This window comes from Micromonospora sp. C95 (assembly GCF_018070465.1).
Taxonomy (GTDB): domain Bacteria; phylum Actinomycetota; class Actinomycetes; order Mycobacteriales; family Micromonosporaceae; genus Micromonospora.
Genome location: NZ_JAGPXT010000036.1, coordinates 1 through 25,084, shown reverse-complemented (window position 1 = coordinate 25,084; position 25,084 = coordinate 1). Strand labels below are relative to the sequence as shown.

At 72.3% G+C, this 25,084-nt stretch carries 24 protein-coding genes; 20 read left to right on the top strand and 4 right to left on the bottom strand.

The features are described from left to right. The first annotated feature begins 15 nt into the window (after positions 1-15). From KBX00_RS26525 to KBX00_RS26485, 9 genes are all read left to right on the top strand, one after another. On the top strand, positions 16-687 hold the full coding sequence (locus KBX00_RS26525) for a TMEM175 family protein (RefSeq protein WP_210830788.1): 672 nt from the start codon (positions 16-18) through the stop codon (positions 685-687). Between the two features lie 60 nt (positions 688-747). Further along, a complete protein-coding gene (locus tag KBX00_RS26520) occupies positions 748-2,730 on the top strand; it encodes a TIGR03960 family B12-binding radical SAM protein (RefSeq protein WP_210830787.1) in 1,983 nt (660 codons plus the stop codon). A gap of 98 nt (positions 2,731-2,828) precedes the next feature. Further along, positions 2,829-3,548 (top strand): TIGR03936 family radical SAM-associated protein, encoded by a 720-nt coding sequence (locus tag KBX00_RS26515; protein ID WP_210830799.1) that lies wholly within the window; start codon positions 2,829-2,831, stop codon positions 3,546-3,548. Between the two features lie 130 nt (positions 3,549-3,678). After that, the gene (locus KBX00_RS26510) at positions 3,679-6,777 is read left to right on the top strand and encodes an Rne/Rng family ribonuclease (RefSeq protein WP_210830786.1); all 3,099 of its coding nucleotides are present in this window, start codon (positions 3,679-3,681) and stop codon (positions 6,775-6,777) included. 182 nt (positions 6,778-6,959) lie between these two features. Next, positions 6,960-7,478, top strand: coding sequence for a hypothetical protein (locus KBX00_RS26505; protein ID WP_210830785.1), 519 nt, complete (start codon positions 6,960-6,962; stop codon positions 7,476-7,478). A 189-nt stretch (positions 7,479-7,667) separates the two neighbouring features. Continuing rightward, positions 7,668-7,982 (top strand): 50S ribosomal protein L21, encoded by a 315-nt coding sequence (gene rplU / locus KBX00_RS26500; RefSeq protein ID WP_093407572.1) that lies wholly within the window; start codon positions 7,668-7,670, stop codon positions 7,980-7,982. Between the two features lie 11 nt (positions 7,983-7,993). Then, positions 7,994-8,248, top strand: coding sequence for a 50S ribosomal protein L27 (gene rpmA, locus KBX00_RS26495; RefSeq protein ID WP_091197044.1), 255 nt, complete (start codon positions 7,994-7,996; stop codon positions 8,246-8,248). Between the two features lie 90 nt (positions 8,249-8,338). Next, positions 8,339-9,790, top strand: a complete 1,452-nt coding sequence (gene obgE / locus KBX00_RS26490) for a GTPase ObgE (protein ID WP_210830784.1) — start codon at positions 8,339-8,341, stop codon at positions 9,788-9,790. 70 nt (positions 9,791-9,860) lie between these two features. After that, positions 9,861-10,304: a GNAT family N-acetyltransferase gene (locus KBX00_RS26485; protein ID WP_210830783.1), complete on the top strand. Its 444-nt coding sequence runs from the start codon at positions 9,861-9,863 to the stop codon at positions 10,302-10,304. A gap of 6 nt (positions 10,305-10,310) precedes the next feature. Here the strand turns inward: KBX00_RS26485 and KBX00_RS26480 are convergent, their stop codons facing one another. Both KBX00_RS26480 and KBX00_RS26475 read right to left on the bottom strand, forming a co-directional pair. Continuing rightward, complete coding sequence (locus tag KBX00_RS26480) at positions 10,311-10,784, bottom strand: DUF4383 domain-containing protein (RefSeq protein ID WP_210830782.1); 474 nt, start codon at positions 10,782-10,784, stop codon at positions 10,311-10,313. Positions 10,785-10,926: 142 nt separating this feature from the next. Next, positions 10,927-12,171 carry a cytochrome P450 gene (locus KBX00_RS26475; RefSeq protein ID WP_210830781.1) on the bottom strand — a complete coding sequence of 415 codons (1,245 nt, stop codon included), beginning with the start codon at positions 12,169-12,171 and terminating at the stop codon, positions 10,927-10,929. A gap of 278 nt (positions 12,172-12,449) precedes the next feature. On the opposite strand from KBX00_RS26475, the gene KBX00_RS26470 reads away from it, so the two are divergent. After that, positions 12,450-12,833, top strand: coding sequence for a hypothetical protein (locus tag KBX00_RS26470; protein WP_210830780.1), 384 nt, complete (start codon positions 12,450-12,452; stop codon positions 12,831-12,833). Between the two features lie 81 nt (positions 12,834-12,914). On the opposite strand, the gene KBX00_RS26465 is transcribed toward KBX00_RS26470, so the two are convergent. Further along, positions 12,915-13,133 (bottom strand): DUF397 domain-containing protein, encoded by a 219-nt coding sequence (locus KBX00_RS26465; protein ID WP_093407559.1) that lies wholly within the window; start codon positions 13,131-13,133, stop codon positions 12,915-12,917. Between the two features lie 68 nt (positions 13,134-13,201). Here KBX00_RS26465 and pepN point away from each other — a divergent pair, with 68 nt between their 5' ends. The 10 genes from pepN (at position 13,202) to KBX00_RS26415 (ending at position 24,581) form a co-directional block, all read left to right on the top strand. Further along, positions 13,202-15,715, top strand: a complete 2,514-nt coding sequence (pepN, locus tag KBX00_RS26460; RefSeq protein ID WP_210830779.1) for an aminopeptidase N — start codon at positions 13,202-13,204, stop codon at positions 15,713-15,715. 73 nt (positions 15,716-15,788) lie between these two features. After that, positions 15,789-16,385, top strand: a complete 597-nt coding sequence (nadD, locus tag KBX00_RS26455) for a nicotinate-nucleotide adenylyltransferase (RefSeq protein ID WP_210830778.1) — start codon at positions 15,789-15,791, stop codon at positions 16,383-16,385. Positions 16,386-16,484: 99 nt separating this feature from the next. After that, complete coding sequence (gene rsfS / locus KBX00_RS26450; RefSeq protein WP_210830777.1) at positions 16,485-16,889, top strand: ribosome silencing factor; 405 nt, start codon at positions 16,485-16,487, stop codon at positions 16,887-16,889. Next, positions 16,886-17,551, top strand: coding sequence for a histidine phosphatase family protein (locus tag KBX00_RS26445; RefSeq protein ID WP_210830776.1), 666 nt, complete (start codon positions 16,886-16,888; stop codon positions 17,549-17,551). The genes rsfS and KBX00_RS26445 overlap by 4 nt, the downstream gene beginning before the upstream one ends. Positions 17,552-17,599: 48 nt before the next feature. Continuing rightward, on the top strand, positions 17,600-18,460 hold the full coding sequence (locus tag KBX00_RS26440; RefSeq protein ID WP_210830775.1) for a DegV family protein: 861 nt from the start codon (positions 17,600-17,602) through the stop codon (positions 18,458-18,460). Positions 18,461-18,528: 68 nt separating this feature from the next. Then, a complete protein-coding gene (locus tag KBX00_RS26435) occupies positions 18,529-19,302 on the top strand; it encodes an SDR family NAD(P)-dependent oxidoreductase (RefSeq protein WP_210830774.1) in 774 nt (257 codons plus the stop codon). Between the two features lie 453 nt (positions 19,303-19,755). Next, positions 19,756-20,601 carry a ComEA family DNA-binding protein gene (locus KBX00_RS26430; protein ID WP_374225370.1) on the top strand — a complete coding sequence of 282 codons (846 nt, stop codon included), beginning with the start codon at positions 19,756-19,758 and terminating at the stop codon, positions 20,599-20,601. Then, positions 20,598-23,018: a ComEC/Rec2 family competence protein gene (locus tag KBX00_RS26425; protein ID WP_374225369.1), complete on the top strand. Its 2,421-nt coding sequence runs from the start codon at positions 20,598-20,600 to the stop codon at positions 23,016-23,018. The genes KBX00_RS26430 and KBX00_RS26425 overlap by 4 nt, the downstream gene beginning before the upstream one ends. A 124-nt stretch (positions 23,019-23,142) precedes the next feature. Further along, a complete protein-coding gene (holA, locus tag KBX00_RS26420; protein ID WP_210830773.1) occupies positions 23,143-24,123 on the top strand; it encodes a DNA polymerase III subunit delta in 981 nt (326 codons plus the stop codon). Then, positions 24,120-24,581 carry a hypothetical protein gene (locus tag KBX00_RS26415; RefSeq protein WP_210830772.1) on the top strand — a complete coding sequence of 154 codons (462 nt, stop codon included), beginning with the start codon at positions 24,120-24,122 and terminating at the stop codon, positions 24,579-24,581. The genes holA and KBX00_RS26415 overlap by 4 nt, the downstream gene beginning before the upstream one ends. Before the next feature lie 101 nt (positions 24,582-24,682). Here KBX00_RS26415 and rpsT read toward each other — a convergent pair whose 3' ends face one another. Then, positions 24,683-24,949 (bottom strand): 30S ribosomal protein S20, encoded by a 267-nt coding sequence (gene rpsT, locus KBX00_RS26410; RefSeq protein WP_210830771.1) that lies wholly within the window; start codon positions 24,947-24,949, stop codon positions 24,683-24,685. Between the last annotated feature and the right edge of the window lie 135 nt (positions 24,950-25,084).

The following is a 25,084-nucleotide window of genomic DNA, read 5'->3' as shown; positions in this document are numbered from 1 at the left end:
CCTTAGTCTCGGCCTATGTCCGAATCGCAGACGAAGCCCGGTACGTCACCGGTGAGCGATATCGGCCGGATGACGGGCTTCAGCGACGGGGTCTTCGCCATCGTGATCACCCTGCTGGTGATCGAACTCCAGGTTCCCGACCATGCGCCGGGAGAACTGCTCCACGCCCTGCTCGAACAGGCTGCGGCGTACCTGGCCTTCCTGCTCTCCTTCGGGTACGTCGGCGTGCTCTGGCTCAACCACCACACCCTGTTGCGCCTCATCCGCGGAACCACGCTCGGCCTCAACTGGATCAACCTGTGGCTATTGCTCGGCGTGGTGATCATCCCGTTCCCGACCTCGGTGCTCGCCGAGGCCTTCGCCCACGCCGGCACCGACCGCGACCGCCGGGTCGCCGTGCTGCTCTATGCCCTCGTCGCCGCCGCGATGTCCGCACCCTGGCTCGCCTTCTTCGCCTACCTCCGTCGGCACCCGATGTTGCTCGGGGAGGGGATCGGCCGGGCCTTCGTGTCCAGCCAACGGATCCGGCCGGTGGTCGGCATGGCGCTCTATCTCATCGGCGGGGCGCTGGGCTGGTTCGTCAGCCCGGTCATCGGACTGGTCGGCATCGGCGTCATGATCTTTTTCCACGCGGTGACGAGCGAGGGTGTCCGGCGGGGGCGGTCGCGTCTGCGTACGACAACCTGACCGGTCGCACTCGCCCCGTCGGCGCGGCTGGCGGTGGAGCACCGCGTACCCTTGGGCATCATGAGCGTCCCGTCCACCACTTCGCGTCCCGTGGCGGCCAACTCCGTGTGGCCCCGCCTGGAGCCGCTGCTGCCCCAGGTGACCAAGCCCATCCAGTACGTCGGCGGTGAGCTGGGCGCGGTGGTCAAGGAGTGGGACGCGGCGACCGTACGGTGGGCGCTGATGTACCCGGACGCGTACGAGGTGGGACTGCCCAACCAGGGTGTGCAGATCCTCTACGAGGTGCTCAACGAGCTGCCGGACACCCTCGCCGAGCGCACCTACGCGGTCTGGCCGGATCTGGAGAAGCTGATGCGCGCCCACGGCGTGCCGCAGTTCACCGTCGACGCGCACCGCCCGGTCCGCGACTTCGATCTGTTCGGCGTGTCGTTCGCCACCGAGCTGGGCTACACCAACCTGCTCTCCGCGATCGACCTGGCCGGCATCCCGCTGCTCGCCGCCGACCGCACCGACGCCGACCCGGTGATCGTGGCCGGCGGGCACGCCGCGTTCAACCCCGAGCCCATCGCCGACTTCGTCGACGCCGCCGTGCTCGGCGACGGCGAGGAGGCGGTCCTGGAGATCACCGGGATCGTCCGGGAGTGGAAGGCCGAGGGTTGCCCGGGGGGCCGGGACGAACTGCTGCTGCGGCTGGCGCGTACCGAGAGTGTCTACGTGCCGCGCTTCTACGACGTGGACTACCTGCCGGACGGCCGGATCCAGCGGGTCGTGCCGAACCGGGCGGACGTGCCGTTCCGGGTGCACAAGCGCACGACGATGGACCTGGACGCCTGGCCGTACCCGAAGAAGCCGCTCGTGCCGCTGGCCGAGACGGTGCACGAGCGGTACGCGGTGGAGATCTTCCGGGGCTGCACCCGGGGTTGCCGGTTCTGCCAGGCCGGCATGATCACCCGTCCGGTTCGGGAGCGCTCGATCACCACGGTCGGGCAGATGGTGCAGCAGGGGCTGGAATTCTCCGGCTTCCACGAGGTGGGGCTGTTGTCGTTGTCGTCGGCCGACCACTCGGAGATCGGTGACATGTGCTCCGGCCTGGCCGAGCAGTACCAGGGCACGAATGTCTCGCTCTCGTTGCCGTCGACCCGGGTGGACGCCTTCAACATCGAGCTGGCCCAGGAGTTGTCCCGCAACGGCCGGCGGACCGGCCTGACCTTCGCCCCGGAGGGCGGGTCGGAGCGGATCCGCAAGGTGATCAACAAGATGGTGTCCAAGGACGACCTGATCCGTACGGTGGTCACCGCGTACACCAACGGCTGGCGTCAGGTGAAGCTCTACTTCATGTGCGGTCTGCCGACCGAGACCGACGCCGACGTCCTGGAGATCGCCGACATGGCGCACGAGGTCATCCGGGCCGGGCGCGCCGCGACCGGCTCCAAGGACATCCGGTGCACGGTCTCGATCGGCGGGTTCGTGCCCAAGCCGCACACCCCGTTCCAGTGGGCGGCCATGCAGCGGCCGGAGGTCATCGATCACCGGTTGAAGCTGCTCAAGCAGGCCATCAACGCAGATCGCTCGTTGGGCCGGGCGATCGGGTACCGCTACCACGACGGTGAGCCGTCGTTGATCGAGGGCCTGCTGTCCCGGGGTGACCGTCGGGTCGGCGCGGTGATCCGTCGGGTCTGGGAGAACGGCGGACGGTTCGACGGCTGGAGCGAACACTTCTCGTACCAGCGCTGGGTCGACGCGGCGGCCGAGGTGTTGCCCGGTTTCGGGGTGGACCTCGACTGGTACACCACCCGGGAGCGCGACGAACTGGAGGTCCTGCCCTGGGACCACCTGGACTCGGGCCTGGACAAGGACTGGCTCTGGCAGGACTGGCAGGACGCGCTCGGCGAGTACGAGCAGGACGACTGCCGGTGGACGCCCTGCTTCGACTGCGGCGTCTGCCCGGCGATGGACACCGAGATCCAGATCGGCCCGACCGGCCGGAAGCTGCTCCCGTTGACCCCGGTCAACGGCATGAAGCTGTCCGCCGGCGCCCAGTAGTCCGGCGGCACGGGTGGGGCCCGACACCGAGGAGCACGACGATCAGTAGGAAACCACAGCCCGAGGGCGGCCAGGCACCGGTCGTCCAGCGCGTCCGGATCCGGTACGCCAAGCGTGGCCCGCTGCGGTTCACCTCGCACCGGGACTTCGCCCGGGCCTTCGAGCGGGCGCTGCGCCGGGCCGGCGTACCGGTGGCCTTCTCCCAGGGTTTCACCCCGCACCCGAAGATCTCGTACGCCAGCGCGGCACCGACCGGGGTGGCCAGCGAGGCCGAGTATCTGGAGATCGGCCTGCGTGAGCCGGTCGATCCGGAGCAACTGCGGTTGGCGCTGGACGCGGCACTCTCGCCCGGCCTCGACGTGCTCGACGCCGTGGTGGCCAGCGGCGCGAGCCTGCCCGACCGGATCGAGGCGTCCCGCTGGCGGATCGAACTTCCGCAGGTGGATCCCGACGTACTGGCCAAGGCCGTGGCCGTCTTCACCGCCGCCGACGAGGTGCTGGTCGAGCGGATGACCAAGCAGGGGCGGCGCACCTTCGACGCACGCGCCGCAGTCGTGAACATCGATGTGAGTCCCGCTTCGGCGACGCCTTCCGGGGACCCGGCCGTACCGTGTGCGATACTCGAACTGGTCGTGCGGCAGGTCACCCCGTCCGTGCGGCCCGATGACGTCCTTTCCGGCTTCCGCGTGGTGGCCGGCCTGGAGCCGCCGGTGGCCCCGAAGGTGATCCGGCTGGCTCAGGGCACGCTGACCGCGCAGGGCGCGATCGTGGACCCGCTGGACGCGGACCGCGACGGGGCAACCATCGGCGGGCGCTGACCGACGGTCGGCGTCCAGGCAGGCAGACTTCGCCGGCGCGCACCTCGTGCGCCCGGGGAAACACCTTTTGCGGCAACCCTGCGTGGCAGCGCTCACCCGCGCCCGGGGAAGCCAGAACTGGAGAACGTCCATGCTCGAGAACGAGCCCGAGGGCAGCGAACGAGCCGGCATCAACCCGGCCGACGACACCGCCGAGAACAGCACCGCAGCGGCGACGGGATCACAGCCGCCGGACGCGGCCGAACCCGACCCGGTCGCAGACCCGCCGGAGGAGATCGCCGGTGCCGTGAGTGGCACCGCCGACCTGGGTGGCACCGCCGACCTGGCTGGTGCGCCGAACGCCGAGCCGGCCCCGCGGCGCCGGACGACTCGCCGCCGGGCCACCTCGGTCAGTCGGCCCGAGCAGACCGACGCGCCGGTGGAAGCGTCCGCAGCCGCGGCGGTGGGCAGCGGCGAAGCGCCCCAGGCCGAGGTGTTCGCCCCGGTCTCCGGTGATCTCGACCCGGCCGCGAAGACGCCGCGACGCCGGCGCAAGGCGACCACCGGGCAGAAGGCCGTCGAGGAGCCGCTGGCCGTGGCCGCGGCGGAGGCCGCCGACGGCGATGTGGTCCCGCCGGTCAAGGTGACCCGTACCCGTCGCCGAAAGTCCGCGTCCGGGCCCGCCGAGCCGGCGGCCGAAGCCACGATCGAGCCGCCCGCCGAGGCCGAGCCGACGCAGCCCGCCGCCGAGGTCGAGCTCGCACCGGCGGCCGGCACCGACTTCGGCTCCGCGGCGCTGCCCGCCGAGGGTGCCGCCGACCCGGAGCAGACGGTCGAGGCGGCGGCGACCGCTGAGCCGCCGGATGCCGTCGCGCCGGAGAGCACCGAGAGGCCGGTGGGCACGGAGGCTGCGTCGGCCGAACCAGAGACCCGGTCCCGCCGTCGTAAGGCCGCACTCACCGCGCCGACGGTGCTGTTCATGGCGCCGGAAGAGGTGGTCGCCGCCCGCGCCGCCGCCGCGCAGCCCACCGAGGAGGAGCCCACCGAGGAGCCGGCCGAGCCGTCCCGGCGGCGTCGCCGGGGCCGGCGGGAGGCTGAGCCAGCGGTGGCGACCGAGGTCGAGGAGGAACCGGCGGTGGCGGCCGAGGAGGCCACCGAGGACGAGGACGACGAGGAGACCGCAGGCGGCCGGCGTCGCCGTCGTCGCGGTCGCCGGGGACGGGGCCGGGGCAAGGGTGGCGCCGAGGACGGCGAGGAGGCCGAGGAGAGCGAGGCTGCGGAAGCCGTTCAGGCCGGGACGGACGATTCCGATTCCGAGTCCGATTCCGAGTCCGATTCCGAGGAGAGCGACGAGGCCGAGGGCGACGGGATGACCCGCCGACGCCGCCGGCGGCGTCGGCGGGGGGCGGGTGACACCGACGGCGCCGCCGACGACGGTGTGCCCACCGTGGTGAAGATCAGGGAGCCGCGTCGCACGGTCGACGAGGTGCAGGGTGTGTCCGGCTCGACCCGTCTGGAGGCCAAGCGGCAGCGCCGTCGGGACGGCCGGGAGCAGCGCCGAACCCGCCCGCCGATCCTCAGCGAGTCGGAGTTCCTGGCCCGCCGTGAGGCGGTCGACCGGGTCATGGCGGTCCGCCAGCGCGGCGACCGGACCCAGATCGCCGTGCTTGAGGACGGCGTCCTGGTCGAGCACTACGTCACCCGCAGTTCCGCCGGGACGATGGCCGGCAACGTCTACCTCGGCAAGGTGCAGAACGTGCTGCCGAGCATGGAGGCGGCGTTCGTCGACATCGGCCGGGGACGCAACGCGGTCCTGTACGCCGGCGAGGTCAACTGGGACACCACCGGCCTGGAGGGGAGGGCCCGTTCGATCGAGCAGGCCCTCAGGTCCGGTGATTCGGTGCTGGTGCAGGTCACCAAGGATCCGATCGGGCACAAAGGCGCCCGGTTGACCAGCCACATCGCGCTCTCCGGCCGGCACCTGGTCTACGTACCCGGTGGCAATGCCTCCGGGATCAGCCGCAAACTGCCGGACACCGAGCGTAAGCGGCTGCGTGACGTGCTGAAGAAGCTGGTGCCCGACGGCGCCGGGGTGATCGTCCGGACCGCGGCCGAGGGCGCCAGCGAGGACGAGTTGGCCCGGGACGTCAAGCGGCTCCAGGCACAGTGGGAGGACATCCAGGCGAAGGCCGCCGAGGGCGGTGCGCCGGTGCTCCTGTACCAGGAGCCCGACCTGGTGATCCGGGTGGTCCGCGACCTTTTCAACGAGGACTTCCGCGAGCTGGTCATGGAGGGCGACGAGGCGTACGACATGGTCGAGTCGTACCTGTCGCACGTGTCGCCGGACCTGGTCGCGCGGTTGCGCCGGCACGTCGGCACCGCGGACGTCTTCGCCGAGTACCGCATCGACGAGCAGATCCTCAAGGGCCTCGACCGCAAGGTCTTCCTGCCCTCCGGTGGCCACCTGGTGATCGACCGGACCGAGGCGATGACGGTGGTCGACGTGAACACCGGCAAGTACACAGGTGCCGGGGGCAACCTGGAGGAGACGGTCACCCGCAACAACCTGGAGGCGGCCGAGGAGATCGTCCGGCAGCTGCGGCTGCGGGACATCGGCGGGATCGTGGTGATCGACTTCATCGACATGGTGCTGGAGTCGAACCGGGAACTGGTGCTGCGCCGGCTGACCGAGTGCCTGGGCCGGGACCGTACCAAGCACCAGGTCACCGAGATCACTTCACTCGGTCTGGTGCAGATGACCCGCAAGCGGATCGGCGCCGGGCTGCTGGAGGCGTTCAGCGAGACCTGCGAGTGCTGCAAGGGTCGGGGCCTGGTCATCCACACCGAACCGGTGCCGGAGAAGCCGCGCTCCGGTGGCGGGGACAAGGTCAAGGCGGTCGCCTCGGCGGGTGCCCCGGCGGCCGAGCAGACGACTGGTTCGTCCCGGCGCCGAGCGCGTAAGGGCGCCGCCTCGGCGGAGCGGACCGTGGTGGAGGTCACCGAGACCGACACCACGAGCACCGCTGACGCCGACTTCCACGACACCATGGGCTACGACCTGTCGCGTTACGAGACGGATACCCCGGCCGCGCCGGACGTCGCCGACAGCCAGCAGGGTGAGTCGGCCCGGCTCGCCGCCCCGGACGACCCGGACGCACTCGGCGAGACCGACGAGGACGACGGTGGCGAGAGCGGCAACGGTCGGCGTCGTTCCCGTCGTGGCGGTGCGCGTCGCCGTACCCGGCCCTAGGGGTGGCCGGTAGGGCCAGCTGCGCTCGACGGTCGACGAGCCCCGTCCGGTGGTGATGTCCGCCGGGCGGGGCCGTCCCGTATCGTCGATGAGCGGCCGCCCGGACCGGTCCGGGCACGGCGGGTCCGTCCGGGTGCCCTGGGCACTGGGCGCCTCGACCCGGCCGCCCGAAGGAGGACACGATGCGCCGACCGCTCGCCGTCACCGTGGCCGCCGCCGCCGCACTGCTTGTCGGCACCGCCTGCTCGGCCGAGCGCGGCGGTCCGACCGAACCGACCGCCCCGGCCTCGACGCGCGTCGAGGCCACCGCCGGTCCGGCGACGCCCACCCCGGAGCAGCCGGTGGCGACCCCCGCTCCCGGGGCGGCAGGCGGAAACGCCCCGGAGGTCTGCGCCGCCGCGCAACAGGCGAGCGGTGCGGCCGGCAAGAAGTACGTCGAGCACCTCGCCGCGATGGTCACGGCGACCGGTGCGGGCGACACCGCCGACGCGCAGGCCGCCGGCCGGCGGGCCGAGGCAGCCCTGGCCGACTGGGAGAAGGCGCTCAGAGCGCAGGCGGCCCGCGCCGACGACCGGCAGCTCAAGGAACTGCTGACGGAGTTGTCGACCGAGGTCGGCCGGCTCGGCACCGACATCGAGGCGCTTGAGGGCGCTTCGCTCGACCGATTGCAGCAGCGCCTCGACCGGCTCTGCGGCCGGTGACCGGCCAGGCCCGGTTTGGGTCCCGGCCCGAGGATGGCGTACGCTAACCTGCGGCGCACTTTGGTGTGCCGAGTTCCCGCGTGCCCGCGCCGCCGTGCTTCTGCTGCCTGGCGAGCCGCCGTGGGGACGACCGACCGGCAACGGTGGGAAAAGACGCTAGCAGCCTCAACGACAGGGAGTCCGCCTCCGATGTACGCGATCGTCAAGACCGGCGGCAAGCAGTACAAGGTCGCCGAGGGCGACGTGATCGAGGTCGAGAAGCTCACCGGTGCCCCCGGTGACGCGGTGAAGCTCGCCGCGGTGCTCCTCGTCGACGGTGACGACCTGGTGACCGACGCGGCGAAGCTCGCTCAGGTCGAGGTGTCCGGCGAGATCGCCGCGCACACCAAGGGCCCGAAGATCCGGATCCACAAGTTCAAGAACAAGACCGGCTACCACAAGCGCCAGGGTCACCGCCAGCCGTTGACCCAGGTCAAGGTGACCGGCATCTCCAGCGGGAAGTAGGTCGTCCTCCAATGGCTCACAAAAAGGGTGCGTCCAGCTCGCGTAACGGTCGTGACTCCGCGGCCCAGCGACTCGGCGTGAAGCGCTTCGGTGGTCAGGTCGTCAGCGCGGGTGAGATCCTCATCCGTCAGCGTGGCACCAAGTTCCACCCCGGTGACCTGGTCGGCCGCGGCGGAGACGACACGCTCTTCGCGCTGGCCGCCGGTGCGGTCCAGTTCGGCACCCGGCGCGGTCGCAAGACCGTGAGCATCGTGCCGCAGCAGTAGCTGTCCGGCGAAAGCGGGCCGTGGACCTGATGTCCCGGCCCGCTTCGCCTTTTCTCACGCGGGGCCGGGCCCCGCTGGAAGGATTACGTCGTGACGACGTTCGTTGACCGGGTCGTCCTGCATCTGCAGGCCGGCGACGGCGGGCACGGCTGTGTCTCGATCCACCGGGAGAAGTTCAAGCCGTTCGGCGGCCCGGACGGAGGCAACGGCGGGCACGGCGGCAGCGTCTCGCTGGTGGTCGATCCGCAGGCGCACACGCTGCTCGACTTCCATTTCCGACCGCACGTGAAGGCGGAGAACGGGCGAGGCGGCGCGGGATCGAACCGGGACGGTGGCAACGGCGCCGACCTGGTGCTCAAGGTGCCCGACGGCACGGTGGTGCAGACCAGCGACGGCACCGTGCTGGCCGACATGGTCGGCGCCGGCACCACCTTCGAGGTGGCCCGGGGCGGTCGCGGTGGCCGGGGCAACGCCTCGCTGGCCAACTCGCGCCGCAAGGCCCCGGGCTTCGCCGAACTGGGTGAGCCGGGCGAACAACTGGACGTGGTGCTGGAGCTGAAGAGCGTCGCCGACGTCGGCCTGGTGGGTTTCCCGTCGGCCGGAAAGTCGTCGCTCATCTCGGTGATCTCCGCCGCCAAGCCCAAGATCGCCGACTACCCGTTCACCACGCTGGTGCCGAACCTCGGCGTGGTCCGGCTCGACAACCACACCTTCACCGTCGCCGACGTGCCCGGGCTGATCCCGGGCGCGGCCACCGGCAAGGGGCTGGGGCTGGAGTTCCTCCGGCACATCGAGCGCTGCGCGGTGCTGGTGCACGTCATCGACACCGCCACCCTGGAGCCGGGGCGGGACCCGTTGGCCGACATCGACACCATCGAGGCGGAGCTGGCCGAGTACGGCGGGCTGGCCGACCGCCCCCGGCTGGTCGCGCTGAACAAGGTCGACGTGCCGGACGGCCGCGACCTCGCCGAGATCGTCCGACCCGACCTGGAGGCGCGTGGTCTGCGGGTCTACGAGGTCTCCGCAGCCACGAGGGAAGGGCTCAAGGAGCTCACCTACGCGATGGCGGAACTGGTGGAACAGTCGCGAGCGGCGGCACCACCGGTCGAACCGACGCGGATCGTGATCCGGCCGAAGGCGGTCGACGACGCCGGCTTCACCATCGAGGCCGAGGAGGACGGCTCGTACACGGTGCGCGGTGTCCGCCCCGAGCGCTGGGTGCGTCAGACGAACTTCGACAACGACGAGGCGATCGGCTACCTCGCCGACCGGTTGGCCCGGCTCGGCGTCGAGGAGCAGTTGGCCAAGGCGGGCGCGCAGCCCGGTGACCTGGTTCGGATCGGTGAGCGGGAGTTCGACTGGCAGCCCACGCTCTACGCCGGTGCCGAGTTCGTCCCGGGTACCCGGGGCCGTGACGTCCGGCTGGAGGAGAAGCCGACCCGGGCCAGCGCGGCCGAGCGGCTGGCGGCCCGCAAGGCACGCCGGCAGCGACCGGCCGACGAGGTCGAGTCGGCACCCGCCGACGGGACTGACGCCGAATAGCTCGATGCGCTCCGAAATGGGGACAACTGTTGGAAACCTTCGCGAAATTTCGTCGCCCTAGCGTGGGGTGATGCTTATCGAGTCCCGCCCGCTGACGGATCCGGAGGTCGCCGCACTCGCCGCGGCCGGTGAGCGCGAGCTGGGCGACATCGCCGGCGGGGCCGGGCGGGACGTCGGCACGCGCGGCGACACCTGCTGGTTGACGGTCGTACTCGCCGGCCGGGCGGTGGCGTGCGGTGGGATGCGGGTGCGCGACGACGACACCGGCGAGCTGGCGCAGCTGTACGTGCGTCCGGCCTACCGCCGCCGGGGTGTCGCCCGCCAATTGGTCGCCGCGCTGGAGGAGTTGGCGTACCAGCGGGGGTACTCGGTGGTGCGGGTGGAGGCCGGTTCGCATCTTCCCGCAGCGGCACTGTTCCGGGCCTGCGGCTACGAGCTGGTTGCCGATGACGGTGCGCCCGGTGGCCGGCCGTATCGTGCCTGCTTCGCCAAGCGACTTCCGGTTCCGGCCTGAGCTCGATCAGGGACTGTCGATCGGTTCGTCCAGTCGGCCAGCGGTACCGACCCGGTTGGACAGCAGCAGGCCGAGGGCCAGCATGCACAGGCCGAGAGCCAGATGCAACCAGTCACCGGGGCCGTTCACCGGCAGCCAGTTGGCGGTGCTCTCGTCGGCCGTCGCCAGGCCGTAGATCCAGAGCAGGAGATACAGCGCGCCGCCGACAGCGAGGAAGACCCGCGCCCCGGTCAGCCGCCGCGCCAGCACCAGACCGATCAGGCCGCTGATCATGAACACCAGGTTGCGCAGCACGGACACCTGGAACAGCCCGAACAGTTCTGCCCGGCTCCGGGGTCCGGCGAAGGTCAGCTCGTGGTAGTCGGTGGTGATGCCGGGCACGAAGCCGAGCACGCCGAACAGCAGCAGGATCCCCGACACGATCATGGCGGCGAGCTGGACCCGCGCGCGTACGGTGCGGTCGCCTGACCGATGTGACATCGGTGTCACCTCCGAGGATGCGCGGGCGATCCGTCCGACTGTGACCGATCACCGTCCGTGAGACGCCGACCTTCCTCCAATCCTTGAGCGTCGGCGGCGTTTTCGCAGAAGAATGGCCAATCGGTCACCGCTTAAGCCGGGCTCAGCCGGTGCGCCGCACGGCGGTGACCACGAAGCCGCTGGCCGGCAGTGCCGGCATCCGGCTCAGGTCCACCGCGAGATCCTGCGGCGGTACGTCGTAGCGGATGTCCTCGGTGAGCAGTGTCACCGCCCGCTTCATCAGCTCGATCGTGATCCACTCGCCGGCGCAGCGGTGGCCGGTGAGATGGCCTCCGCCACCCTGGGGCACCAGCGTGAACGGGTCCCCTGACCAGCCAGCGAAGCGCTCCGGTCGGAACAGCTCCGGCTCCGGCCACACCTCGGGGTGATGATCGGTGCCGTAGAGATCCAGCAGCACCCGTCGGCCCTGCGGGAAGTGGTAACCCTGCCAGTCGAAGTCCCGACGGACCCGGGCCGTGGTCACCGGGAAGAACGGGTAGTAGCGGCGAACCTCCTGCACGAACTGCGTGGCGTCCTCGTCGTCGCGTACCCGCTGCCGCCAGGCGGGATGGTCGTGCAGGGCCAGCGCGGCGAAGACCACGAACCGGGCCACCGCCACCGTCGGGCGGAGCACGTTCAGCAGTTCCACCGCGGCGACGCGGCGGGGCAGCCGATGCCCCGCGCCGTCGCGATGCTCGGCGATCACACGTAGAGCGCTGCCGTCGGGCGGGGACAGCGACCCGCCGCGTGCCCGCTCGACGAGATCACCGGCCCAGTGCTCGCCGCGCCGACGACCCAGCCGACCACGCCAGTGCCGGGGACCGATCGCGGCGGCACTGTCGATCATGGCCTGGAGATCGGCGGTACGCCGGTCCAGCTCGCCGCCGCTCAGCGGCACCCCCGCCCAGGCGCAGACAGCTCGGGTCAGCATCGATGCGACCTCGGTGTGCAGGTTCACCGTGCCGGACAGTTCCCAGGTGGGCAGCCGGGCCTGCCACTCGTCGGCGAAGAGCTGCCCGAGCCGCCGTACCGCGATCGGCGTCATCAGCGACAGGTACATGGCCTTGCGGTCGCGGTGGGCGTCGCCGTCGAGACCCTGGACGCCGCCCCGGCCGGTGAGCGTCCGTTGACCGCGAGCCGGCATGGCACCCTCGCGCACGAACCGGTCGGTGTCGTAGAAGAGTTCGGCGGCGGCGCTGCCGCGCAGGCAGATCGTCGGTTTCAGCAGCAGGCGGGTCTGGAAGATGTCGGTGCCGTACCGCTCGCACCGCGTGCCGACGAACCGGTAGCCGGCCCGCAGGAAGGCCAGGGTGCTGTCCGGACTGCGGTCCGTCGGAATGGTCGCCATCGGGGTCCCTGCTGCCGGGGCGCGGCCGTCGCCGACCGGCCGTCCAACCGTCGCAGGTGATATCTACCCAGGTCAGGGGCCGATGAACCGCGCTGACGGGCGGCAGTGACGCCAGGCCGGTCAGGTGGAGCGGCTGCTGGCCCCTCCCCGCATCGGGGAAGCCTGGTTTGCTTGATCGGGCGGCGTCGACCGGTCCGGCGGTGATCCAGCCACCGGGCCCGAACGGCACGGTCGGTGCGTCGCCACAGCAGGGGTTCGGCGTGCCACGGGGAGGACGGATGCGGGACAACCGTGCGGCGTACTGGCGCCGCTGGAAGGCCGGGGCGGCCGGCGGGGATCGGCTACCGCTGGTGGGGCAGCCGCGCCGGCCAGCTCGGCCCGACCGTCACTTCACCGTCCATCTCGGCTTCACCGCTGCCGATCTCGTCGCCGCGCGCGAGGTGGCGGTCGGGTACGCCGAGGCGCTGAGCGTGCTCCGGCCCGAGCTGGCGATCGGTGCCTCCGCGCTGTCGCCGGCCGACGCCTGGCAGCACGCCGAGCGGCTGTTCTGCGGTGCCCTCGGGCCGGACGCCGAACGGTGTGTGGATGTAGCCGGCCACGCCGGTTTCCATCACGCGCCCGGCCCCGGTGGCCTCGGCTGGGGCGACGGTGACCGCGGCTAGCGCGGCGGCCGGGGACGCCATCGGTCGTCGCTCGGTCCGGGCGCGACCGGTACACGTTCGCGGCCACCGCCGCACCCGCGCTCAATCCAGGTCGAACTCGCCGTCCTGGGCGCCCGCGACGAAGGCGTCCCACTCGGCCTGGGTGAACACCAGCACCGGGCCGTCCGGCTCGGCGGAGTTGCGCATGCCGATGAGATCGTCGACGAAGGCGACCTCCACGGCGGCCTCCGAGGTGTCGCCCTCGGCCCGCTGCCAGACCGCCCGGGAGAGGTCGAAGTCACCCTTGGGGTGCGCTGTCATGGTCCCGTCCTCCAGTGCCAGGGGAAATGAGGAAGCCGGTTCGTTCCCTCATCGGGCAGGATAAGCGGATGCCGAGCCTGAGCCGTGCAGAGGCGACCGCGCGTGGCGCGTCGATCACCGTCGAGTCCTACCAGGTGGACCTTGACCTGACCGGGGACGGTGAGCGGTTCCGATCCCATGTCACGGTCCGGTTCCGGGCCACCGGCACCGAGACCTTCGTCGAGGTCAAGCCGGCGGCCCTGCTCGCCGTACGCCTCAACGACACCGATGTCGATCCCGCGACCCTCGATGACAACCGGCTGCCGCTCACCGGCCTGGCGGCGCGGAACACGCTTACCGTCGACGCCGAGATGGCGTACACGAACACCGGCGAGGGGATGCACCGCTTCGTCGACCCCGCCGACGGCGAGACCTATCTGTACGTGATGTCGTTCCTGGACGACGTGCAGCGGGTCTTCGCCGCCTTCGACCAACCGGACCTCAAGGCACCGGTCACGCTGTCGGTGACCGCGCCGGAGCACTGGACGGTGGCGGCCAACGCGGAGCTGGCGGCCAACCCCGAGCCGGGTCGTTGGGAGTTCGCCCCCACCCTGCCGATCGCCACGTACTTCTTCACCCTGATCGCCGGTCCCTGGCACGTCCGCCGGGACACCCACGACGGAATTCCGCTCGGTGTGTACTGCCGGCGCTCCCTCGCCGAGCATCTCGACGCCGACGCGGCGGAGATCCTCACCGTCACGAAGCAGTGTCTCGACCGGTTTCACCAGCTGTTCGACGAGCGCTATCCGTTCGGCAAGTACGACCAGGCGTTCGTGCCCGAGTTCAACGCCGGTGCCATGGAGAATCCGGGCCTGGTCACCTTCCGCGACGACTACGTGTTCCGCTCGGCGGTCACCGACAGCCAGCGCGAGCTGCGGGCCACCACGATCGCCCACGAGATGGCGCACATGTGGTTCGGCGACCTGGTCACCATGCGTTGGTGGGACGATCTGTGGTTGAACGAGTCGTTCGCGGAGTACCTCGGCACCCGGGTCACCGCCGAGGCGACCCGGTTCGACCGGGCGTGGACGACGTTCGCGCTGCGCCGCAAGGCGTGGGGATACGCCGCCGACCAGCGCCCCTCCACCCATCCGGTGGCGCCCGAGCAGGTCACCGACGCCGCGGAGGGGCTGCTCAACTTCGACGGCATCTCGTACGCCAAGGGGGCCAGCGTGCTGCGGCAGCTGGTGGCCTGGCTCGGTGACGAGGCGTTCCTGGCCGGCCTCAACGACCACTTCGCCCGGCACCGCTTCGGCAACGCCACCCTCGCCGACCTGCTCGAGAGTCTGGCCGCCAGCAGCGGCCGGGAGCTGACCGACTGGGCGGCGTCCTGGCTGCGGACCGCGCAGGTGAACACGCTGCGGGCCGAGGTGACGGTGGACGCCGAGGGCCGGTACGACGAGGTCGTGATCGCGCAGACCGCGCCGCCGACGCACCCGGCGCTGCGCCCGCACCGCATCGGCGTGGGCCGGTACGCCGTGGACGGCACCGCCGAGCGGATCGAGGTCGACCTCGATCCGAAGACCGACGACGGCCGTACCCGGCTCGACGGGTTGGCCGGGGAACCGGCAGCCGCCGTGCTGCTGCCCAACGACGGCGACCTGACCTTCGCCAAGATCCGCCTCGACGCCGCCTCGGCCGACGCGGTGCCACTGCTGCTGCCCCGCCTGACCGACCCGTTGGCCCGCGCCCTGCTCTGGGGTGAGGCGATGGACGCCGCGACCGACGGGGACCGGCCGGTCACCGGACTTGTCGATCTGATCGTCGCGGCGTTGCCCACCGAGCGGGAAGTGATCATCGTCGAGGACGTGCTGGCGATGAGTCGCTCGCTCATCGATCGCTATCTCGATCCGCTGGCGCGACAGTCCGCCCTGGCCCGGGTCGCCGAATCCTGCCGACGCTTGCTGGACGACGCCGCGCCGGGGGAGTCGTTGCAACTGGCCGCCGCTCGGGGGCTGATCGCCGCGAGCACCGACGCCGAGTTGCTCGCCGGTTGGCTCGCCGGCCGGGCCGTCCCCGCCGGGCTGGCCGTGGACGCCGAGCTGCGGTGGGCACTGCTCGGCCGGTTGGTGGTCCTCAATGCCGCCGGCGCGGCCGAGATCGCGGCCGAGGCGGCGGCCGACCCCAGCGCCACCGGTGCCGAGCGGGCCGCCCGGTGCCGGGCCGCCCTGCCCGAACCCGCGGCCAAGCAGGCCGCGTGGGAGATCATCGTGTCGAACACGGAGTTGTCGAATCGGCTGGTCGAGGCGACGGCGGAGGGCTTCTGGCAGCCCGAGCAGGTGGAACTGACGAGCGGCTACGTCGACAGCTACTTCGCCGACATGCCGGCTGCCGCGCGGCTGCGTACGCCCTGGGTGGCCGACGAGGTTGCCAAGCTGGCCTTTCCCCGCCACGCGGTGTCCCAGCCGACCCGGGAGGCGGCTGCGGCGTTGCTGGCCCGCGACGACCTCACGCCAGGGCTGCGCCGGGTGGTCACCGACGCCGACGACGATCTGCGTCGGGCCCTGGTGGCGCGCACGGCGGTGGCCGCCACCACCGCATGACGACCGGAGCCGTGCCGGGCCGCATGGTGTCGGCCCGGCCCGGCTCCGCGCGGGCACGCCCTAGGATCACGGGGTGGAGGAAGACATCCGGCGGATCGGCATCATGGGCGGCACGTTCGATCCGATCCATCACGGGCACCTCGTGGCCGCGAGCGAGGTGGCGGACCGATTCGGCCTCGACGAAGTGATCTTCGTGCCCACGGGGCAGCCATGGCAGAAGGCCGACGTCCCGGTCAGCTCGGCCGAGGACCGCTACCTGATGACGGTGATCGCCACCGCGTCCAACCCCCGGTTCCAGGTCAGCCGGGTCGACATCGACCGGGGCGGGCCCACCTACACCGTCGACACCCTGCGTGACCTGCGCGCCCAGTACGGGACGAAGGCGCAACTGTTCTTCATCACCGGCGCGGACGCCCTGGAGCGCATCCTGAGCTGGAAGGACCTCGACGAGATCTTCGAGCTGGCCCACTTCGTCGGGGTCACCCGGCCGGGCTTCCAGCTGACCGCCGCGCACCTGCCCGCCGACACGGTCAGCCTGGTCCAGGTCCCGGCCATGGCGATCTCGTCCACCGACTGCCGGGCCCGGGTCGCCCGGGGCGAACCGGTCTGGTATCTGGTGCCCGACGGTGTGGTGCAGTACATCGCGAAACGGTGCCTATACCGGGCGTGATTCGACCGTTTCATGCCTCTTTCCGGCTGAAACTGGTGAGTCGGGAATCCGGGCCGTGTGAGAGGCTGGAAGCCTCGCACGGTTGATCGAAGGAGAACGGTGACAGTTTCCGAACGCGCCCACGAGCTGGCGATCGTCGCTGCCCAGGCCGCGGCCGACAAGAAGGCTCAGGACATCGTCATCATCGACGTGGGCGACCAACTCGCCATCACCGACGCGTTCCTGCTCGCCGCGGCCCCGAACGAGCGCCAGGTGCTGGCCATCGTCGACGCCATCGAGGAAGCCCTGCTCGACCTGCCGGAGAAGGCGAAGCCGGTGCGCCGGGAGGGCGAGCGCGGTGGCCGTTGGGTGCTGCTCGACTACGTCGACGTGGTGGTGCACGTGCAGCACACCGAGGAACGCGAGTTCTACGCCCTCGACCGGCTCTGGAAGGACTGCCCGACCATCCCGTTCGTCGAGCGGGACCTCGCCCGCGCCGAGGCCGCCGCCGGATCGGGCGAGTGACCAGGCTGATCATCTGGCGGCACGGCAACACCGACTGGAACGCCGCCAGCAGGGTTCAGGGACAGACCGACGTGCCGCTCAACGATCGCGGCCGGGAACAGGCGCGCACGGCCGCGCCGCTGCTGGCCGCGCTGCGCCCGGACGCCCTGGTTGCCAGCGACCTGACTCGCGCCGCGGACACCGCCGCCGCGCTGGCCGCGCTCACCGGCCTGCCGGTACGCTCCGACGCCCGCCTGCGGGAGCGGCACTTCGGCGCCTGGCAGGGGCTGCTGCTGACTGAGGTGGCGCAGCGGTTCCCCGCGGAGTACGCCCGCTGGCGCGCCGGGGACCCCGATCCGGGCGCGGACGTCGAACCACTTGACACGCTGGGTAAACGCATCGGCACCGCGTTGCAGGAGGCCGCCGACCAACTGCCCGGGGGCACCGTGGTGATCGCCACCCACGGCGGCGCCGCCCGCCAGGGCTGCGGCCACCTGCTCGGCTGGGAGCACGCCGTGCTGCGGGCCGTCGGCTCGCTGCGCAACTGTCACTGGACGGAACTGCGCCACGACGTGGACCGCGGCTGGCACCTGCGCGCCCACAACGTCGGCCCGATGGACGTTCCGGCCGCCGGGGCCGGTGCCGGCGCGACCGCGGTCCCGGTCTCCGCCGAGCCGGTCTGAGCGGACGCGGTCAGGCAGCCGCCCAGCTTGATCCGCTACGGTGCCCGCATGCCAGTCGCGGTCGTCACCGACTCCACCGCCTACCTGCCGCCCGAGCTGGTGCGGGAGCACCGGCTGACCGTGGTACCGCTGACCGTGGTGCTGGCCGGCGTCGAAGGACTGGAGAGCGTCGAGACCTTCCCGGCGGACGCCACTCGGGCGCTTCGCGCGCGGCGGGTGTCGGTGAGCACCTCCCGCCCGTCGCCCGAGCAGTTCTCCCGCACCTATCGGGAACTGCTGGCGGCCGGAGCGGAGGGCGTCGTATCGGTGCACCTGTCGGCCGGACTCTCCGGCACGGTCGAGGCCGCCGAGTTGGCCGCCGCCGACCTGGACGACCGGGTCAGCGTGGTCGACAGCCGCTCCTGCGGGATGGGTCTCGGTTTCCCGGCGATCGCGGCGGCCCGGGCCGCCGCGCGGGGCGGCGACCTGGCCGGCGTACGCGCCGCGGCAGCAGCGGCCGTGGGCCGTACCAGCATCCACTTCTACGTCGACACGCTGGAGTTCCTCCGTCGCGGCGGACGGATCAACGCGGCCGAGGCGTTGCTCGGCACCGCCCTGTCGGTCAAGCCCATCCTGCACATGCCCGAGGGACGCATCGTGCTGCGGGACAAGGTCCGCACCGCCAGTCGGGGCATGGCGCGTCTGGTGGACCTTGCCGTCGAGGCGGCCGGCGACGGCCCGGTGGACCTGGCCGTACACCATCTCGACGCACCGCAGCGAGCCGAGGAACTCGTCGGCGCGGTTGCCGCCCGGCTCGGTGACCGGTTGCGTGACACGTACGTCTCGGAGGCCGGTGCCGCCGTCGCTGTGCACGTCGGGCCCGGCCTCGCCTGTGTGGTGATCCACCGTGCGGCGGACCCTGCCGGCTGACCCGCTCGCCGCTTGTGGCCTCGGTGGGCGAGGATTGATCGTGGGCCGGGCTGGGGAGGTGCGGGCGGATGTCCTGTGTGGTGACCGGCGGGGGGCGCGGGGTCGGGCGGGGCATCGTGGAGTGCCTGCTCGCCCGAGGCTGGACGGTGGTGGTGGTCGAACGCGATCCGGGGGCATTGTCCTGGGTGGACGGCCATGACCGGGCCGACCAGCTCGCGGCGGTGGTCGGTGACGCCGGTGACGAGGGCGTCGCCGGACGGGCCGCGGACCGGGCGGAGCGCTTCGACCCGCTCACCGGGTGGGTGAACAATGCCGCTGTCTTCCGCGACGCCTCGGTGCACGACGCGCCGGTCGGCGAGGTCGTCGACCTGATCACCCGCAACCTGCGTCCGACCGTGGTCGGTGCCGCCACCGCGGTGCGCCGCTTCCTCGCCGCCGGCACCGCTGGCGCCGTGGTCAACGTCTCGTCTCACCAGGCGAGCCGGCCGGTGCCAGGCTGCCTGCCGTACGCCACGGCCAAGGCGGCGGTGGAGGGGCTGACCCGGGCACTGGCCGTCGAGTACGGCAGGCACGGCATCCGAGCCAACGCGATCGCCCTCGGTTCGGTGGCCACCGAGCGACACGAGGCGTTTCTCGCCGAGGCCGAGCCGGACCAGGCGCGGCGAATCGAGGCGGAGTTGGCCCGGCTGCACCCGGTGGGCCGGATCGGGCAGCCGCAGGACGTGGCGGAGGCGGTCGCGTACCTGCTCTCGCCGGCGGCGGGCTTCGTCAACGGGGTGACCCTGCCGGTCGACGGCGGGCGCGCCGTCCTCGGTCCGGATCCGCAGGCGCGCACCGACTGAACCGGCGGTTCGGGGACCCGCGTGGCACGTGTCGGTGGGATCGGGCCCGTGCGGGCGTCTCGGTGACGACGGGCGGCGGCCCGGCAACGCGCGGAGGCCATAGCAGATCGGGTGCATGATCAGGGCGTTGTCCACAGTGCCTCGGGCTGTCCACAGACGGCCCGGCGCGGCGCGCTCGACCGGGCCTGGCCGCCCTAACGTCGCGCCGTGTCGAAGGACGAGGACGAGGAGATGGTGGTCCGGCGGCGTCTGTGGCAACTGATGCCCGGCACGCTAGACCTGCCGGGGCACGCTGCCGCACCACCGCTGTCGGGCGGCGACCGGACGCCGGCCCTCACCGGGTGGCCGCCGTCCGTTGACCTGCCCCCGCGCGTCGGGCGGCCCCCGTCCGTCGAACTGCCCCCGACCTCCGGGGTGTCCGGCGGGCCGCCGCCGGCCGCGGAGTGGCCGACCGTGCTGCTGCCGGTCCAGGCCGCCGACCGGGTCGGTGACGGTGGTCCGGTCAGCGATGGCGGGCCGACCCGGCCCAGTGGTCCGGTAAGCCACGGCGGGCTGGCCCGGGCCGATGGTCCGCTTCGGTTCAGCGACGAGGTACCGGTCGACGCCGGGCGGGGGCGGACGGTCGACGAGGCGACGCCGAAGCTCCTTCCGGGGCCGAGTGCCTTCGACCCGGGGCGGCGGGGAGTGCGGGCGCTCGCGGCCGTCGCCGTGCTGGTGGTGCTGGCCGCCGGCATCTGGACCTGGCGATCCCGTCCTCAGCTGGAGCCGGTCGTCGCCGAGACCGGTGCCGCCGGGACACCGGATCCGTCCGTCGAGGCCGGCCACGAGCCGGGCAGACCGGCGGCGGAGTCGCCCGGGGAACTGGTGGTCGCCGTCGCCGGCAAGGTCCGCCGGCCCGGGTTGGTGCGGCTGGCGGCCGGCGCGCGGGTGGCAGACGCCCTCGACGCCGCCGGAGGCGCGTTGCCGGGGGTGGACGTGGCGATGCTCAATCCGGCCCGTCGGATCAGCGACGGCGAACTGATCCTGGTCGGCGTACCAGCACCGTCGGGCGCGGCGGGTCCCGGCGTCGGCACCGGCCCGCTGCCGGGTGGCGGACCGGGCCCGGGTGGGCGGGTCAACCTGAACACCGCGACGTCGACGCAGCTCGAGTCGCTACCCGGGGTGGGTCCCGTGCTCGCCCAGCGGATCATCCAGTATCGCGATCAGCACGGCGGCTTCCGGTCCGTCGGCGACCTGCGTCAGGTGACCGGGATCGGCGACGCGCGGTACGAACAGCTCAAGGACCTGGTGACGGTGTGAGGGCGTCGCCCGCCCCGGTCGCGCCGCCGGCCGGGATCCCCGCTGTCGTGACCGGCGGGGGCGCACCCGACCTCCGCACGGCAGGGCTGGCGGTGGCGGCCTGGCTCACCGCGCTGGCGGGACTGCATCTCGATGCTCGACGGACGCTGCTGCTCGCCGCCGTCGCGGCCGGTCTCGCGGGGATGGCGACACTGCACCTGAGCGGTCTCGTCGGGCGACCCGGCCCGGCCGTGCGTCGCCACGGCTGGGTCGCGGTGGCGATCCTGATCGGCGTGGTGTGTGGCGGGGCGGCCACCTCGGCGCGGCTGACCGTACGGGACGCGGCCCCGCTGCGTGCCCTGGTGGACGAGCGGGCCCGGGTCACCGCCGAGTTGATCGTCCGGGACGATCCCCGGCCGGTACGCGGCGGCATCGTGGGGCGTCCACCGACCCTGCTGGTGCCGGCCAGGCTGGTGACCCTGACCGGGCCGCAGGGTCAGCGGATCGCCGTACCCACGCGGGTACTTGTGCTCGCCGACGATCCGGCGTGGCGCGGGCTGTTGCCCGGGCAACGGCTCACCGCCGACGGCCGCCTGGCCCAGCCGCGCGGCGGCGACCTCACCGGGGCGGTCGTGAAGGCCGTGGGTGCGCCGGTGCGACTGGATACCCCCTCGGCGCTGCAACGTGCGGCCGGTCGGCTCCGCGCCGGTCTCCAGCAGGCGTGTGCACCGCTGCCGGACGATCCGGGTGGCCTGTTGCCCGGCCTTGTCGTCGGGGACACCAGTCGGCTGCCCGACCCGGTGGAGGAGGACTTCCAGGCCACCGGGATGACTCACCTGAACGCTGTCTCCGGCTCGAATGTCGCGATCGTCGTCGGGGCGGTGCTGTTGCTGGCCCGCTGGGCCCGAGCCGGTCCCGCGCTGGCCGTCGGTCTCTGCGGGCTGGCCCTGGTGGGCTTCGTCATTCTGGTTCGGCCGTCGCCGAGCGTGGTACGCGCCGCCACCATGGGCGCGATCGGGCTCGCCGCACTGGCCGCCGGACGACCCCGGGCGGCAGTACCCGCGCTGGCCGCGGCCGTGGCGGTGCTGGTGCTGGTCGACCCGGATCTGGCCGGCGATCCCGGCTTCGCGCTGTCCGTACTGGCCACCGGCGGTCTGCTGCTGCTCGCACCGGGTTGGCGGGACGCTCTGCGTCGAAGGGGCGTACCGCCGGGGGCGGCCGAGGCGCTCGCGGTGCCGGCCGCCGCACAACTCGCCTGCTCGCCGGTGGTCGCCGGCCTGACGGGCACGGTCAGCCTGGTTGCGGTGCCGGCGAATCTTCTCGCGGTGCCGGCGATCGCGCCCGCGACGGTGCTCGGCGTGGCGGCGGCGACGCTCTCGCCGATCTGGCCCGGCGGCGCGGAGTTGCTCGCCTGGCTGGCCCACTGGCCGGCGTGGTGGCTGGTACTTGTCGCCCGGTACGGCGCCCGGCTGCCGGCGGGCAACCTGCCCTGGCCCGGCGGGGTGTCCGGGGCACTGCTGCTGGCGGTGCTGACCGTGGCGTTGCTGGTCGCGGCCCGGCGCCCGCTGGTACGCCGCCTGGTGGCGGTCTGCGCCGTCGCGGTCGTGCTGGGTGCCCTGCCGGTGCGGGTGGTCGCGCCCGGGTGGCCGCCGGACGGTTGGGTCGTCACGGCCTGCGCGGTGGGTCAGGGCGACACGGTGCTGCTGCCGGTGGCGGCCGGTCGGGCGGTCGTGGTGGACGCCGGCCCGGATCCGGCGGCGGCGGACGCCTGCCTGCGTCGGCTCGGCATACGTCGGGTGTCGCTGCTGGTGGTCAGCCATTTCCACGTGGACCACACCGGCGGGGTGGCCGGGATATTCCGGGGCAGGCGGGTGGACACGGTGCTGGTTCCGCAGTGGCCGGAGCCGGTGGCCGGCCGGGACCTGGTGCGTGGCACCGCCGCAGCACACGGCACACCGGTGGTCGCCGCACCGGCGGGCTGGCGCTACCGGGCCGGCGCGGTCGACCTGACCGTGCTCGGCCCGCCGTACCCGATGCGCGGAACCCGTTCGGACCCGAACAACAACTCCCTGGTGCTGCTCGCCACCGTCGACCGGGTGCGGATCCTGCTCACCGGCGACGCCGAGGTGGAGGAACAGCGGGCGCTGCGGGAACGGCTGCCACCGAACGGGCTGCAGGCCGAGGTGCTGAAGGTTGCCCACCACGGCAGCGCGTACCAGGATCCGGCCTTTCTGGACGCGGTGCGGCCGGCGGTGGCGCTGGTGCCGGTCGGCGCGGGAAACAGCTACGGCCACCCCAACGAGGCGGTGCTGGCCCGGCTGGCCCGGGGCGGGGCGCGGGTGCTGCGTACCGATGTCGGCGGTGACGTGGCGGTGGTGCGGTCGCCCCGAGGGCTGGCGGTGGTGATTGCTGGTGTGGACCGGGTCCGTCCACCGTGATGAATCGACGGCGATTTACCGCGAAAAGCGGAAGATAAGGCGTATGTCTGGATTTGCGCTGAGTGCGGGGTCTGCCGACAGAGTAGGGACGAGCAGACTGGACCGACCGGCCGAGCGTGCGAATATGGGCGGCGTGACCGCCGCCAGTGCCGCTCCTATTGTGCTCGTCCTCGGCGACGAGGAGCTGCTCGCCACGCGCGCGGTGTCCGAAACCGTTGCCGCCGCCCGTGCCGCCGATTCCGGCGCCGACGTGCGTGAGTACCAGGCCAGCCAGCTCACCGTCGGTGAGATCGACGAGATGCTCAGCCCGTCGCTGTTCGGCGGGCGTCGGGTGCTGGTGCTCCGGTCCGGTCAGGACGCCCGCAAGGACCTGGTCGCCGCCCTGCTGGCGTACGCGAAGAACCCCGACCCCGAGGTGCTGCTCGTGGTGGCGCATCTCGGCGGTGCGAAGGGCAAGGCGTTCGCCGACGGCCTGAAGTCGGCGGGTGCCCGGGTCGTGCCCGCCGCCAGGCTGAAGGGCCACCGCGATCGGGTGGCCTTCGTCCGCGACGAGATCCGCCGGGCCGGCGGGCGGTGCACGGACGACGCCGCCGAGGCGTTGCTCGCCGCGGTCGGCAACGACCTGCGTGAACTCGCGGCGGCCTGCTCGCAGCTGATCGCCGACACCGACGGCCGGATCGGCGCCGACACGGTGGCGCGTTACTACCGGGGCCGGGTGGAGGTGAGCGGCTTCACGGTGGCGGACGCCACGATGGTCGGTGACCTCCCGGGTGCCCTGGAGGCGCTGCGCTGGGCCCTGCACGTGGGGGTGGATCCGGTGCCGATCGCCGACGCCCTCGCCGACGGCATCCGTACGGTCGCCCGGGTCGCCTCGGCCGGCCGGGGCAGCCCGTACCAACTCGCCAGCAGCCTGGGCATGCCACCCTGGAAGGTCGAACGGGCCCAACGGCAGGCCCGTGGCTGGAGCCCCGACGGTCTGGTCCTGGCCATGCGGGCGGCGGCGGAGTGCAACGCGGCGGTCAAGGGCGGCTCCGACGACCGGGCGTACGCGCTGGAGAAGGCGGTCTTCTCGGTGGCGGCCGCTCGGCAGGGCGGCGCCAGGTGAGCGGAGCCCTCCGTGGCTCGTGGGCCACGGTCCCGGCCGACGAGGAGCGGTACCGGCCGTTCTACGCGCGGGCGCTCGGCCTGCGGTTCGTCAACCCGGGCGGGGTGCTCTGCTTCATCTTCTTCGAGGGGTCGGTCGCGCTGGCGGCGCTGCTCGCGCTCGCGGAACTGGTGACCTGGTGGGCGGTGCTCGTGCTACCCGCCGCGGTGGCCGTGATGGTCAAGCTCAACGACCTGGTGGCCGCCGCCGTGGTGCGCTCCGCCGCAGCCGTACCCGAGCAGGAACGGGACCGGTTCCGCCAGCAGATGGAGCCGGTGGTCGGGCGTGCCCGGGTGGACTGGTTGCGGCACAGCGTGCCCGGCGTCGTGGTGCGGTCCGAGCCGGCGGAGGGAGGCGGGCCGCCAGCGGATCGGGATGACACCGGGTCTCGACCGGGTACCACCGAGCCCGGGTCCTGATCAGGGCGATCGCCGGACGAAGACGGAGCACAACCCGCGGACGGACGTGCGGAAGCCCCGAGGCGGTGCCTCGGGGCTTCCGTCAGGACTGGGGCGCTAACTCAGGAAGCGAGCGACGCGACGCGCTTGGCGATCGCGGACTTGCGGTTCGCGGCCTGGTTGCCGTGGATGACGCCCTTGCTGGCCGCCTTGTCCAGCTTGCGCGTGGCGTCCTGCATGAGGGCGGTGGCCTTCTCGACGTCACCGGCCTCAGCGGCCTCGTGGAACTTGCGGATGGCGGTCTTCAGCGACGACTTGACCGACTTGTTACGCAGCCGGCGCTTCTCGTTCTGCCGGTTGCGCTTGATCTGGGATTTGATGTTCGCCACGCGACAGCCTCGTCTTGATAGCTCGGGTTGGTCAGCTTGTTGCGCGCGACGAGCATGCGTCATCGCTGCGCGAAGAGCCAGGTTACCAGGTCGCCTCGAACAGGCCAAAACAGCCTCCCGCCCCCGCCCCACCCC